Source organism: Rathayibacter sp. AY1D5, from assembly GCF_002932515.1.
Taxonomy (GTDB): Bacteria; Actinomycetota; Actinomycetes; order Actinomycetales; family Microbacteriaceae; genus Rathayibacter.
This window is the reverse complement of sequence record NZ_PSVU01000023.1, coordinates 1-12,477: the sequence shown is the minus strand read 5'-3', so window position 1 is coordinate 12,477 and position 12,477 is coordinate 1. Positions and strand designations below refer to the sequence as shown.

Here is a 12,477-nt window from a genome sequence, read left to right as displayed (position 1 = left end):
TGCGGGTCGGGTGGACATGTACAGGATGAACCCGCTTTCGAAGGAGCCCGTCATGACTGCCGCCCCTGACCGAGACCCCCTGGACGTCCTGCTGGATGAGTCCAGCCCCCGCACATCGACAGTGACGAACGACGTCGCTGTCGAGCTGGCCGAGCTTCAGCAGCTCGCGGCGGCAGAGGCCCGCGTCAACCGTCACCGCTGGGCGCGTCCTGCGGTCGCCGGAGTGGCGTCGCTGGTACTGCTCGGTGGCATGGCGACCGCGGCCGCCGCGGCGACGGGCGCGTGGTCGCCGTGGGCGGAGACGCCGGACGCCTCGATCACCTATTCGCTGCCCAGCGGTGTTCAGTGTGAGGAGCGCATGGGAGACGTTCAAGGAACCGATCCGGCGGCCGTCGCCGTGGTCGATAACTTCTACCAGACGACCGACATAGACGCCCTCCTCAGCGACGGGGCACTCCAGGAGACCATCGCGCAGCTGCGTACCGAGGACCGATCCTTCATCAACGCTGACGGATCCCGCACGCCGGCCGGCTACGGCACCGAGTTCTACAACGCCGACCGGGAGTACTCGACCGCCGTCGGGCGCATCATCAGCAACGCTCTCGACGCCGAGCTCACTGCGCAGAACGTCGACGTCGACGCCGCGAACCTCAGCATCGCGGGCGAGGCCCACTGCCCCGGAGCGACCTGGTGACCCGCAGGAAGACCGACGAGGCGGAGCGACTCACCGAGGCGCTGCGCGTCGCCTCGCCTGACCTGCTCAAGTACCTGCAACGCCGCCTCCCTCTCGAGGACGCCGCCGACGCACTCGCGGACGTCATGCTCACCGCATGGCGCCGCGTAGGCGCCCTTCCCCGCACCGCGGAGGAGTCGCGGATGTGGCTTTTCGGCATCGCCCGGAACGTCCTCTCGAACAGCACCCGCACTGAGAACAGGCGAGCCGACCTCTCCGGCCGGCTCCGCGGCGTTCTGGCGACCGCTCCTACCGAAGGACGCCCCGCCGACGAAGGAGTCGACGTGCGCGATGCGATCGCCAGGCTCGCGCCAGAACAGGCCGAGCTCGTCCGCCTCATCCACTGGGACGGCTTCTCCATCACCGAAGCAGGACAACTCCTCGGCGTCCCCGCGTCCACGGCACGCACCCGCTACCAACGAGCACGAGAAGACCTGCGGTCGACCCTGGCGGCATCACCAGCAAGCGACGACGACGCCAAGCCCCTCCGAGCGGTCCGCTGAAAGCGTCCCGCAGATCGATCCCCATACGGAACACGCTGCAGCGAATGCCGGTAAGCGACCTGGGGCACGGGCGACGTCGGCTGCGGCGGGAACCGCGGGCAGCGGTCGTGTGTACCGGGATGACGCCTTCCCCAGCCGAGGTCGATACGCTCGCCACTCCGAGGAATGAGGTGGTCGTATGTACGGATCGAAGAGGCTCATCGATTTTGCCGTGGCCGAGGAGCAGGCACGGCGGCAGCGCATGGAAGCCGACCGCGAGACCGCGGATCACGGAGACGATCGCCCTGAGGGGTTCGATGCGAGCTCCACCCCTCTGCCCAGCTACAGACCTCTTGCAAGCGGCCGGGGCGACACTGCTAGCGACGACGCGGAGTAGCCCAGTCGCACAGTGCCGCGAGAACACACGCGCTGAGGAGCGCAACGACGCCGCGAGAAACGCCGCTATAGGTGACCGGTTTAGGATCCCGATACGGGACGCGCGCCAGCACTGTGATACCTCGCGCCACGGTGACCGAACGACGTCGGAACCGACGAGGATCCGAGGCGTGAAGAACAGCAGTGACGGTGAGCACTACCTCCTCCTCAGGACAGCCCTCTGGGCAGACGCCACCGACGTCGTTGGAATCTATGGCAGCGAGCAGCGCGCTCGGGAAGCAGCAGGTTCCTCTACGGGACCCGATCGGTGGACGCTCGAGGAGTGGAGAGGAGACGTGCGCCGCAGCAGTCTCCAGCTCCAGGCCGCTACGCGCTCACGCTGACGCAATGGAGTTGCACGGCTACAGTCACGAAGGAGGGTCGCGATGCGGCGACCGCTGGGGAGGTCGCTGTGGGCGAATCGAATGATGGCCGCTTCAAGAAGCTGCCCGATCGGATCGAGCCGGCTCAGCAGACCGTGAGCGTCCCGGCCAGCGAAGACGACTCCACGACGCCACCGCAACCGCCGGCCGGCGTTCCTGACCTCGTGATCGCGACTCGCGTGGCGGACGCCGCCACGATGACCGGCCTTCTCCGCCGTACGGCGGGGCGCGTTGCACTGACGGTCGTCGTCGTCGCGGCCGGCCTCGTCACCGTCCTCGCCGCGCTCAACCTGCGCTTGTAACCAGACCGATCAGCCGTGAGCGAGGACGGCGCGTCCGACAGCGGCGCCTCTCGACTCGCCCACCGAACATTCCGGGGATCCCATGCTCAGAGCACTTTCGTCCACTTCCATGTTCTGGATCGGTGTCGCCGGGATTCTCCTGGGCATCGTCTTCGGCACGATCGTGCCGTTCTGGATCGCCCCCTACCAAGCCAACGGATCACCCACCGTCGAACAGATCATCAGCACCATCCCGGTCCTCACACGAATCGCGGAGGGCATCGGCTACTCGTTCGTCGCAGGAGCCTTCGTCGTTCGCCACTTCGAGAAGCGCGAACTCGTCGACGCTCGACGGTCCGTGCACTTCGTCGGCCGAGCAGCCCGGAAAGACGAGCAGTAGCCCCTCCGAGCAGTCCGCTGAAAGCGTCCCGCGGATCGATCCCCTTACGGGACCGCTCCTCAAGTCCGCTCGTCGCGCGACTAACGGGTGGGGGTCGTCAAGCGGATACCGATGAGTACGAGCCCCGCCGCCACCGCCGCTGCACCGAAGGCGACGGCGGCGGTGGCGCCCACTGAGCCTGAGGTGAACGCGCCGATGAAAGTCATTGCCGCACCCACGATCAGAAGGACGGCCGTGTACGCGTTGCCGAGCGTGCGATTGGTCATTCCCGGAATGTAGCGCCAAGTGTTGGCGCACGAGTGCGGTGGAGTCACTCGGTGACTCATAGTGCGAGCGTTGGAGTATGGTTCGGATCATGGTCGGCGAGATGCGAGAGACGACGTTCTGGATCTTGACCACGTTGGCGACAGGTCGGCGCCACGGTTACGCACTCCTCCAGGACATCGAGGAGCAGTCCGAGGATCGCGTGCGCCTTCGAGTGACGACGCTTTACGCGGCACTTGAACGGCTCGATACGGAGGGACTCATCTCTTCCGATGGAGATGAGCGGATCAACGGTCGAGTCCGTCGCTACTTCCGACTGACCGACGCCGGCCGTACTGCGCTCGGTGTCGAGGTCGACCGCATGGAAGCCAGCGCGCGCCGAGCACGGGCGAACCTCGGACTCGTTCCCGCCGCAGCGATCCGACCTGGCCACGCCCCTGATTGGAGAACGGCATGACGACGAACGATGACGCCTACCGAGCCGACCGCTTCCGACGCGCGTTGCGCTGGTACCCGCCCGTATGGAGGGCGGAGCACGGTGAGGTGCTGCTCGGCATCCTGTTGGACGAAGCCGACGACGCAGGCCGGTCCCGCCCCACGCTCGGACAGCGAGTCACTTTGATGGTCGGTGGGGTGCGTCATCACTTCCGTTCGCACGCTGGCCGATCGCCGGCCGCGATCATTCCGCTCGCTCTCGCCACGGCGTTCTTCATCTTCTACTTCACGATCAACTGGTCACCGGGGATCAACTATCCCGGCGCGATCGGACCGTTCACCAATCCCTCCGTCTTTGCGGGAGCCGCTTTCGTTGTCGCGCTCGGGCTCGCGGTGGCCGGACGAACAGGTGCCGCCCGCGGCATGGCACTGGCGGCTTCTGCCGCGGAACTGATCATCGCTTTCGTTTCGGCGTCCGCTGGGTGGCTTGGTCCCGGCCTCTCGACAGCGGCGCCTATCGCAGCGCTCGGCCTGCTCACAGCGCTCCCCTGGCGCGGGCGAGTCACCGCCGCGGTTTCGACGCTCGTACTCATCGGTCTGCCTGTCCTGCTGATCGGGATTGAGGTGCTCGGAGCAGTGCTCTTCCCGATGTATCCAGCGCTGCCGGCTGGACTGCAGCTCCCCATCGTGTGCGGCGTGCTGCTGGCGATCGGACTCGCCGCGAGCCGAGCAGCGCGACTCGAAAGGAAACTGCCTGGCGCCCTCGGCGCCTGACGTGCCGAACTCGGGCTTCATCATTCGCGAGCGGTTCCGTAGCCGAGGTCCCGGAGTGGGACAGAACATCAACTGGTCGATCATCTGTAACAGCAGCTCGGCTGGGGACATGTCCCAGGTATGAGCCCACCACAGTCCGCTCGCGAGGCGAGCTTCTCCGAGCTGTACGAACGCGAGTACGTCAGCGTCGTCAGATTCCTGAGGCGTCGCGCTGACCCCGAGCGTGCCGCCGACCTCGCGCACGAGGCGTTCCTGATCGCCTGGCGCCGCCACGACACCGCGCCGTCGGAGGACGAGCCCGCGCGGGCGTGGCTGTTCACCATCGCCCGGAATTGCCTCCTCAACGACCTTCGCGGCCAGCAGCGCTCCGCCGCGCTCGCGATCCGGGTCGCCGCTCACACCGACGCGGCCGCGCGGTCACCGGAGGACGCGATCGCGACCCGGCTCGACCTCTACCAGGCGTGGCAGCAACTCAAACCGCAGCACCAGGAAGCGATCGCGCTGACGGCCTGGGAAGGACTCGACTCCCCGTCCGCGGCCGGAGTGCTCGGCATCACCGCCGTCGCCTTCCGGCTCCGACTTCACCGAGCACGCACCGCGCTGCGGGCACTGCTCGATCCCCCTTCGCATCAGCACCACGCGCCCGCCTTGGAGGCATCATGACCACGCCCGAACTCCTCGCCACGAAAGACCTCGACCCGGCCGCCCAGTACGAGCTCGACGGCCCGGCTCGCGAGGCCGCCGAAGCGCGGCTCCAGATGATCCTCCACAGCGACCCGGTGGCCGCTCGAGAGCCCGCCGCTCGGCGTCCTCGGGGATGGCAGTTCATCCTTCCCGCAGGACTCGCGGCCGCAGCGCTGGGGGTCGCTCTCGCCGTCCTGCCGTCCGGTGTCGACTCCCGCGCGTACGCCTCATGGACGTCGACCGCGGAGGTTGCCAGCGCCTCCGACCTGACCGTCGCCGGCGCGGCGTGTGCAGCTGGTGACACGGAGCAGCTCGGGCAGCCGGCGATAGGGGAACGGCGCGGCGACTGGGTCCTGCTCTCCTACACGACCCCCAGCCAGCGGGCGTGCCTCATCGAGATCCCGGCCGGGACGAGCACTGCCGGGAGGGCGCTCATCAGTTCCACCGGAAGCGAGGGCGGGTTCACTCCGCTCGCTGACGAATACACGCAGGGAGGCATCAGCCAGTTCACCGGCGAGAACCTTCCGCCCGCCGTCTTCACCAGCGGCGATGTCGGCTCGGACGTGACCGGACTCACCATCCGCACCAACGACGGCACGAGCGTCCTCGCCACGATCACAGACGGCCACTGGGCAGCCTGGTGGCCCGGAACCGGCCTCACCGAGGGAGGCGAGACGGGCCGCAGCGGACCCGAGCCGACCTTCACCGTCACACTCACCCTCCGCAACGGAAGCACCATCACCGACGCCAGAGAATCCTTCAACCAACCCACCCGGTAGACGATCATCCCTAGCGTTACAGGAGAAGGCGCCAACGCTGCCCACCAAGAAAGGAGTGGGGACATTGCTTACCCTGAGCCGATGGGGGCATTCTCGAGGGCGCGAAGCACGGTCGTAGTCGCAGCATGCCTGATCGTCATCACGGGATGCACGCCACAGCCCACGCCGCCGGCTCGGGTGACGCCCACGGATGGCAGCTCCGACGCTGCGCTCACCGGCGACCTTGGCGTGGCAACGTTCACGGGGAGCGATGGGACGGCCAGCGTCATTCGCTTGAGTGCGGCAGACGGTCGGCTGGCCCTCGCGTCAGAGGCGCTCGCGATCCCCGCCGCAACAGAATCCTCTTCCGGTTTCGTCGCGGTCATGGGGGCGCTGGATCCGATCGATGAGGGTGCCACCTGTTTCAACGTTGATTTCCCGATGCGCCTCGCGGACGCGGAGTCGGGAAAGCCCTACAAGGCGTGGCGGAACCTCGCCGAGTTCCGCGGCGACCCGACAGCGATCGATCAGCTCGTCCTCACGACCCGACCGCAGAACGACCCGGACTGCTCGACGGAAATCATCGCCATCGCTGACATCCAGTGGAGTGTGGAGCCCCAACGCAGCACCCTCGTCGCCCGGGACACCGGCCCGCGCGCAGCAGCACGTGGCGAGACCAAAACGACGAACGGAGTACCAACGTCATACAGCGTCGCTCGCAACGACCTCGCAGAGGACGTCGCGGCACGATTCGGCATGACGGACGATGACCTGTTTTACCTCAACCCGTTCCGCTTCCCCTCGAACGAGATATTGCGCGTAGGGGAAGAGCTGAACCTCACCGTCACTGCACGATGAGCCACGTCCTTCCCGCTACCAACGAGGACCCCTGATCGTGACCAACACTCCCGCTCCAGCAACTCCGACGACCTCGACTACAGCACCCGAAACTTCACTGGACAGCCTCATCACCTGGTCGGGCGTGGGACTCGCCACCGCGATAGCAGCCCTGATTCTCATGCTCAGCAGCTTCATGGTCGCAACGGGCGTGACCGATTCGGACCCGTCTGAGGGAGTTTTCGGAATCGCGTTCGGTGCGATCGGCGTCGGGACGTGGATCGCCCTCGCCGCTGTCGCCGCTCACATAGTGGCCCGGAGACATCCGCGTCGCCGCGTCCCGCTCGCCTTGATTCCTGCCGCAGCGAGCCTCGCCTGGTGTGGACTGGCCATCTCCCTGTTCTCCTTCTTGATCATGGACGTCCTCGGCCCTCTGTCGATGACCTGGTTGTCCTCCATCGACTACCTCCTACTCGCGCTCCACGCCGTCCTTCTGACCGCAGGCACCATCCCGACAGGGCTCGGGTTCCTCGTGACCGGCATCGTTCTCCGAAGGATCCGTTCCCGCCGCAAGCGGGCTGCGCTCGAGCTCGGGCCATCCCGGTGAACGACCCCCATACGGGACGGATGGTGGGGCCGTTTCTGGTCATCACAGCGACGACATAGCCCCGCGGAGCTGGCCCCATCCGAACGTCCCCTCACGGGACGTCTCGAGCAGCGACCGAGCAGCACAGGGTGCGTGGCAGGGGGTGCAATCTTGATCTTTCTTCCTAGAACAACATTGTGCTAACTTCCTTGCACAAGGCGAAGTCGTCGCCGCTGATGTCTGCTGTGGAGGTCCCATGTCACTGCTCATTCCCCGCGAGGTGTATCAACTCCTCTCGGCCGTCGCCGCTCCGGTCACGTTCGGCCTCATCTGCTTCGTGTTGTCCTGGGTGTACCCGCGCCGGATCGTCTCGCTGCCGACCAGCGGACGTCGCACGTCGACACTGACCTGGGCGGGAGTGGCCGGCGCTCTCCTCGTGATCGTGGTGGCGTTCGTCGTTCACGTGAGCACCCCGGCGGACACGACCGGATTCGAGGGGTGGTGGCGCCGGCCTGCCCCGCTGCTCGTCGCCGCCCTCGTGGTGACGGTCGCCATGTTCTTGGTGCGCCGCGAGCCCCTTCCGGCGCCGGGCGAAGCTGCGGTCGCTCCTCAGCGTCGCTGGAACGAGTTCGCTTCTCGGCCTCTGCTGTGGGTCGGCGCGGTCATCGCGGCGCTGCTCGCGCTCACGTCGGTCTGGCAGACGGTCATCGCCACCAGCGCGCCGGCAGATGCGTTCTTCCTCGGCAACGTGCCCGAGCACACCACTCTGCCGATCTACATGCCCTTCAACGCGAACTACGGCTACATCGCCGGCGTCGGCTGGCCGAACTACCTCGCCACCCTGATCACCCTCGTCCTCGCCGTGGCCGCCCTCGTGCTCGCACTACGCACGGACGCGAACCGGCCCCTGCGCGCTCGATCGACCGCCACCAGCGTGCGCCCGGAGCGAGAGCTCACCGCTCGCCTCTTCACCCTGCTTCTACTCGGCGGGCTGATCACGACGCTCGGCGCTGTCTGGATGCACGCCGGAGATATCGGAACGATCATTGTCGGAGTCGAGGGACAGACCACCGCCGACGGGAACCTCATCTACGTCGGCAGCGCCTACCGCACCTTCGCGCAGCCTCTCCTCTACGCCGGATTCCTCGGCCAGGGGATCGGCATCGCACTCTTGCTCCGCGTCGCGACCGACACCCTCCGCTCCGCCGCCGCACTCCGGCGTGCACGTCGGCCGCTCATCGAGACGATCCCCTTCGACGGAGTGACACAGTGACCACGCTGACGATCAAAACCGCGGAGGAAATCACCGAACGATTCCGCGGAGCCATCCAAGCCGGACAGCTCGGTGACGGCGAACGCCTTCCGACCGTCCGCCAGACGGCCCGCGACTTCGGAGTCGCCCAAGCCACCGCTGCCAAGGCCTACAAGACCCTCGAGCAAGACGGCCTCGTCGTCACCCGCACCGCCGCCGGCACCCGCGTCGCCCCAGGAGCATCACGCGCGCCCCAACTCGTCGTAGAACGCGCACGAGCCCTCGCGGACTCCGCCGCTTCGGCGAACGTCTCCCTAGACGACGCTGTTGCCATACTTCGCGCGATCTGGGGTTGAAAGATGGACCGACGCCGCCACACTCGCGCCGCGAGTGCAGACAACCTTGAACAGACCGCACGAGACATGAGCACCGGAAGATCCCCTTCCAGCACAGGGAGCGGCGCCCTGACTGCCGGTGCGCCCTCATGCCAGGATCGGGCCATGGGAATCAGCAGAATCGGAATCACGCTCGCCATAGCCGGCGTAGTTGTGCTGTCCGGCTGCACCGCAAACGAGACCGCCGGCGACGAATCATCGAGAGTTGCTGTCGAATCATCAGGCGTGGATTCGGCAGGCTCGCCGGCGCCGGCCGCGTCCGATGGCCCTGAGCTCAGCGCATTCGAGCAGCAACTCCCTCTGAGGGGCGACTTCGTCAGTCAGCAGACCGAGACGACAGGATCGGTCCTGATCGAGCGCCGAGCGGACGGATCGACCTGGGCAATCCTCACCGACTTGTCGACCGGTGACGCATCTGATCTGAGGCTGCAACTCAAGGAGGGTGCACTGGAGCAGGACAGCTCTGGCGCCTGGGTCGACACTGCCGGCTACTCCTTCGACATCGGCCCCCTGGACCCGGAACAGCCGGACCAGGAAATCGCAATACCCGGAGCGCACACCATGCCGGCGATCAGAACCCTCACCGCCATGAACTACGAAGGCCCCGATTACCCGTCCTTCGGATCCGTTGCCCTTGAGAGGTAGCCATTACGCACTCCGCTCCCGCCGGCCGCGCTTGTGAACTGACCTAGGTGACTCTCGACCTGCCAGCGTTCCTGCTGGTTCTCTTCCTGAACTACCTGCCCTTCATCGCGGTCGGCTTTGTCGTCCTGTTCGTGATCGTGGGGTTCGTGGTCCTCATGCGCCGCGAGGCGCGACGCGACCGCAAGTAGAGACCGCTCGACCAGGTGCACGGGGCGTCGCCAACGTTGGCACTTCATGTCTAATGGTGCGGTGCGGTTGAGAAGTGGGGACTTCGTTGACGCCGCGAGCGGCCATACCGGGCAAGGGGCTCCGGTGCCGCCCTGCTCTCGGCTGCGCGCATGGCGCGGCCGAGAGCAGCACCCGCCAGCTCAGTGGTGCTGCACCCAGATGTTCGGCTCCACGTAGATCCCCTCGTCCGCATCACGGTCAACGCGCAACGTCGAAAGGCCGCCGGGAATGACGTACTCCCCCGACGCAGGCAGGGCCATCCCGGTCCACTCCTCCCACTGGGCGACGGTGCCGGTCATCACCTGCGACCGAGGGGCGACGCCGAGGACGAGAGCGCCCATCCGCAGGTGCGTACGCAGCCACGGATCCAGCGGCAGCCCGTCCTCCCGCGTCCACGCCGCGTAGACGTCGATCGGGGTCAGCGGGTAGCGCGGCTTCATCGTCGGGCGCAGCGGGACGATCATGTGGTCGTAGCCGCTAGTGACGCCGAGGTCGCGAAACGCGCCGAGCAGCGTCCCGGCGAGGCCGGCGCCGGTGCGGTCGGGATGCACCTGGGCGGCGCAGACGACGAGGGTCGTCGCCTCGTCCTCCTCCTCGAGCGCCCGGCGGAGGGAGTCGCCGTACCCGGCGGGCAAACCCTCGCGGGTGCCATCCCACCGGATTGGCACAGCCCAGCCCGCGGCGACCGGCACGTCTTCATCGAGGACCACGAGCTCGAACCGGGTGAATCGCTCGCGGATGTGCGGCAGGTGCTCCTCCGCGAGGCGGTCGGCGGAGATGAACGCCGGCCACCCCGAACCGAAGAGTGTCTCCATCTGCGCGTCGTCTCGGGGGCGCGCATTGAGTAGTTCTACCGACGTCATGGGCTCAGTCTGCGCGGAGGGCGGCCGCTAGGCGATCCCCTAACTGGACTCCTCGCGGCTAGGCCTCAGCGCCCCGCTAGGCTGCGGTTCATGACGATGCAGGCGCTCCTCAACACACTCGATGACATGCAGATCGCACTTCAGAGCGAGGACTATCACAAGGTGGGGCAGCTGTCATTCTTCGCCTACGACCACACCGGCGTCGACCTGGCGGGTGTGTACCTCGCGAAGGCGAAAGCGTGCGCCGCGAAGAACGACATGCAGGGGGCTGCCGAGGCTGTTCTGGCTGTCTTGGCCGTTGTCAACTCCCTCGGAGCGGAGTCAAAGAGATACAAGACCTCGCTTCCCAACCAGCCCTAGCCGGGTTTCGCTGCGCGAATCTGCCAGGTGACGCCGAGACGGCGACGTGCTCTGTCGAGTTGCGTCCGGTGCATCGGCTTGGCTTGCGCGTCGTCGGCTGCGATCTGAGCGAGAAGCAGCATGAGGGCTTGGACCCGCATCCACGTCTCGCCCTGGTCCCAGTCCGCTTCCCATAGGAGCTTCACGCCGTACGGGTTTCCCTCGTTCTCGGGCGCTATGGCGAGGTAGACGTCCGCAACGCTGGACGTGCCGTGCGAGTAGAGCCCTAGCGTCCGGTACATCGCGTAGATCTGGGGGCCTCCAGCGATCGCGTCGCACCGCTCCTTGAAGCTACGCGTGCTCTTGGCGCGGGCGTCCCGATTCTCTTCCTCGTCCAGTCGACGGATCACGTCGGACAGGTCAGCGAGGCCCAGGTCGGTCACCTCCTTGAAGGTCTGGCGCCGGTTCTTCGTGTCTACTGCGCTCAGCGCTGCTCCACCGTCATCGGTGACCAGTAGCCAGGCCGCGTTCATCGCGCATTCCATCGTCTGCCTGATGAGGGGCATGGCTTCGAGGTCGTGTCCTGCTCCGTGCAGCAGGAGCACCGCTCGCGAAAGGCGCGCGGCGTGGTGCGCGAAAGTCCACACCTGTATCGCGTTCGAGGGGTGCAGGCCGTCCCTCGGCGCGAACCGGCGGGAGCTGAGCTGCTCCCAGAGAGTCAGGAGCCGTTGCGTCTCGACCGTGCCGTCAGCGTGGTTGGGGCTCATTCCTCGAATCTAGAGGCGAGGCCGGCCAGCTCGACGGCCAGGCGCAGGAGGTGGAGATTCCTCCCAAGGACCTTGGACACGTCCAGGGTCCGGTGGGAGGGTGGGCGCATGTCGAAGCCTCGGACCAAGCTCGCGCGTGCTGCGCTGATCAGCAACGGGATGGTCTGGTTCGGGCTGTCGTTCATGCTCTTCGCGATCGCCGGTGAGCAGACGTACGCGGCGTTCACCGGTGAGTGGTTCAACGTGCTCGGGTGGGTGCTGATCGTCGCCGTGGCCGCCGGCCTGGCGGTCGTCGGGGTGATCGAGAACCGGAACATCCGGGCGGGGAAGAAGTACAAGCCGCGTCCTCGCCGCTGACTACCGCTCGAGCGCGCGTGGCCGTTCCACGCGCGTGACCGGGGGGTCGAGGGGGCTCTCCCCCTCGTGCGGGCCGGCCCGTTTCGGGTCGGCCCGCGCACGCGCTCAGAGCGCGAGCGTGTGGAGGATCAGGGTCGTGGAGCCGATGGGCTTTCCGAAGTCGGTGTAGTCGAGGGTCGCGCGGCGGTTGCTGATGAGGTCGAGGGCGATCAGTTCCTCGTCGGATTCGTCCGTCATGTCGCCGGGCTCCTCGTCCCATTCGCGGAGGACCTGGCGGTCGGCGTCGAGGACTTTCCACAGTCCCCAGACGTGGGCGATGGGGCCGGTCGTCTCGTATGTGAAGACGAGGGCGGTCGCGGTGGGCCAGCCGTAGGCGGCAGCGGCGACGATCAGCGCTCGCGCTGCGGCGGCGGTCGCGTCGGCGTCGCCGGACGCGGCCGCGGCGTCGACGGCGACCTCGGCTGCTCGCAGCGTCGGGTCGTCCTGGTACGGGTCGAAGCGGTGGGCGGGGCGGGGTGCGGTGGTCGTGGTGGTCATGGTGGGGCCTTCCTGTGCAGCAGTGGGAGAAGAGGAGGGGGC

Annotated in this window: 20 protein-coding genes; 16 read left to right on the top strand and 4 right to left on the bottom strand. The window is 67.1% G+C overall.

Translation table 11 applies throughout. The annotated features are described in order from the left end of the window. Positions 1–52 precede the first annotated feature (52 nt). The 4 genes from C5C82_RS08745 to C5C82_RS08725 all read left to right on the top strand — a co-directional run bounded on the left by C5C82_RS08745 (position 53) and on the right by C5C82_RS08725 (position 2,714). Positions 53–694, top strand: coding sequence for a hypothetical protein (locus C5C82_RS08745; RefSeq protein ID WP_146079378.1), 642 nt, complete (start codon positions 53–55; stop codon positions 692–694). Next, the gene (locus tag C5C82_RS08740) at positions 691–1,236 is read left to right on the top strand and encodes an RNA polymerase sigma factor (RefSeq protein ID WP_104224254.1); all 546 of its coding nucleotides are present in this window, start codon (positions 691–693) and stop codon (positions 1,234–1,236) included. The genes C5C82_RS08745 and C5C82_RS08740 overlap by 4 nt, the downstream gene beginning before the upstream one ends. 826 nt (positions 1,237–2,062) lie before the next feature. Then, a complete protein-coding gene (locus C5C82_RS08730) occupies positions 2,063–2,335 on the top strand; it encodes a hypothetical protein (RefSeq protein ID WP_104227086.1) in 273 nt (90 codons plus the stop codon). 109 nt (positions 2,336–2,444) lie between these two features. After that, positions 2,445–2,714, top strand: a complete 270-nt coding sequence (locus C5C82_RS08725) for a hypothetical protein (protein WP_104224259.1) — start codon at positions 2,445–2,447, stop codon at positions 2,712–2,714. 80 nt (positions 2,715–2,794) lie between these two features. On the opposite strand, the gene C5C82_RS08720 is transcribed toward C5C82_RS08725, so the two are convergent. After that, positions 2,795–2,980, bottom strand: a complete 186-nt coding sequence (locus tag C5C82_RS08720) for a hypothetical protein (RefSeq protein ID WP_104234402.1) — start codon at positions 2,978–2,980, stop codon at positions 2,795–2,797. Positions 2,981–3,069: 89 nt separating this feature from the next. Between C5C82_RS08720 and C5C82_RS08715 the strand changes: the two genes are divergently transcribed. The 10 genes from C5C82_RS08715 (at position 3,070) to C5C82_RS17505 (ending at position 9,532) form a co-directional block, all read left to right on the top strand. Next, complete coding sequence (locus C5C82_RS08715) at positions 3,070–3,435, top strand: PadR family transcriptional regulator (protein WP_219813019.1); 366 nt, start codon at positions 3,070–3,072, stop codon at positions 3,433–3,435. Then, entirely contained in the window at positions 3,432–4,187 is a 756-nt protein-coding gene (locus tag C5C82_RS08710) for a hypothetical protein (protein ID WP_104234401.1), read from the top strand. Before C5C82_RS08715 ends, C5C82_RS08710 begins: the two co-directional genes overlap by 4 nt. A 120-nt stretch (positions 4,188–4,307) precedes the next feature. Continuing rightward, positions 4,308–4,850, top strand: coding sequence for an RNA polymerase sigma factor (locus C5C82_RS08705; protein WP_104234400.1), 543 nt, complete (start codon positions 4,308–4,310; stop codon positions 4,848–4,850). Continuing rightward, positions 4,847–5,650 (top strand): hypothetical protein, encoded by an 804-nt coding sequence (locus tag C5C82_RS08700; RefSeq protein WP_104234399.1) that lies wholly within the window; start codon positions 4,847–4,849, stop codon positions 5,648–5,650. Before C5C82_RS08705 ends, C5C82_RS08700 begins: the two co-directional genes overlap by 4 nt. Positions 5,651–5,731: 81 nt before the next feature. After that, positions 5,732–6,487, top strand: coding sequence for a hypothetical protein (locus C5C82_RS08695; RefSeq protein ID WP_146080961.1), 756 nt, complete (start codon positions 5,732–5,734; stop codon positions 6,485–6,487). Positions 6,488–6,524: 37 nt separating this feature from the next. Beyond that, positions 6,525–7,073, top strand: coding sequence for a hypothetical protein (locus tag C5C82_RS08690; RefSeq protein ID WP_146085970.1), 549 nt, complete (start codon positions 6,525–6,527; stop codon positions 7,071–7,073). Between the two features lie 235 nt (positions 7,074–7,308). Then, positions 7,309–8,325, top strand: coding sequence for a hypothetical protein (locus tag C5C82_RS08685; protein ID WP_104234396.1), 1,017 nt, complete (start codon positions 7,309–7,311; stop codon positions 8,323–8,325). Continuing rightward, positions 8,322–8,660 (top strand): GntR family transcriptional regulator, encoded by a 339-nt coding sequence (locus C5C82_RS08680; protein WP_104234395.1) that lies wholly within the window; start codon positions 8,322–8,324, stop codon positions 8,658–8,660. Before C5C82_RS08685 ends, C5C82_RS08680 begins: the two co-directional genes overlap by 4 nt. A gap of 144 nt (positions 8,661–8,804) precedes the next feature. Beyond that, the gene (locus tag C5C82_RS08675; protein ID WP_146080960.1) at positions 8,805–9,344 is read left to right on the top strand and encodes a hypothetical protein; all 540 of its coding nucleotides are present in this window, start codon (positions 8,805–8,807) and stop codon (positions 9,342–9,344) included. 47 nt (positions 9,345–9,391) lie between these two features. Further along, the gene (locus C5C82_RS17505) at positions 9,392–9,532 is read left to right on the top strand and encodes a hypothetical protein (protein WP_181067866.1); all 141 of its coding nucleotides are present in this window, start codon (positions 9,392–9,394) and stop codon (positions 9,530–9,532) included. Positions 9,533–9,712: 180 nt separating this feature from the next. On the opposite strand, the gene C5C82_RS08670 is transcribed toward C5C82_RS17505, so the two are convergent. Then, complete coding sequence (locus C5C82_RS08670; protein WP_219813018.1) at positions 9,713–10,387, bottom strand: hypothetical protein; 675 nt, start codon at positions 10,385–10,387, stop codon at positions 9,713–9,715. 138 nt (positions 10,388–10,525) lie between these two features. Here C5C82_RS08670 and C5C82_RS08665 point away from each other — a divergent pair, with 138 nt between their 5' ends. Beyond that, positions 10,526–10,795, top strand: coding sequence for a hypothetical protein (locus C5C82_RS08665; protein WP_104234392.1), 270 nt, complete (start codon positions 10,526–10,528; stop codon positions 10,793–10,795). On the opposite strand, the gene C5C82_RS08660 is transcribed toward C5C82_RS08665, so the two are convergent. Further along, the gene (locus C5C82_RS08660; RefSeq protein ID WP_104234391.1) at positions 10,792–11,541 is read right to left on the bottom strand and encodes a DUF5677 domain-containing protein; all 750 of its coding nucleotides are present in this window, start codon (positions 11,539–11,541) and stop codon (positions 10,792–10,794) included. The two genes, C5C82_RS08665 and C5C82_RS08660, sit on opposite strands and share 4 nt — an antisense overlap. A gap of 108 nt (positions 11,542–11,649) precedes the next feature. Between C5C82_RS08660 and C5C82_RS08655 the strand changes: the two genes are divergently transcribed. Next, a complete protein-coding gene (locus C5C82_RS08655) occupies positions 11,650–11,898 on the top strand; it encodes a hypothetical protein (protein ID WP_104233598.1) in 249 nt (82 codons plus the stop codon). A gap of 105 nt (positions 11,899–12,003) precedes the next feature. Here C5C82_RS08655 and C5C82_RS08650 read toward each other — a convergent pair whose 3' ends face one another. Next, the gene (locus C5C82_RS08650) at positions 12,004–12,435 is read right to left on the bottom strand and encodes a hypothetical protein (RefSeq protein WP_104354924.1); all 432 of its coding nucleotides are present in this window, start codon (positions 12,433–12,435) and stop codon (positions 12,004–12,006) included. Between the last annotated feature and the right edge of the window lie 42 nt (positions 12,436–12,477).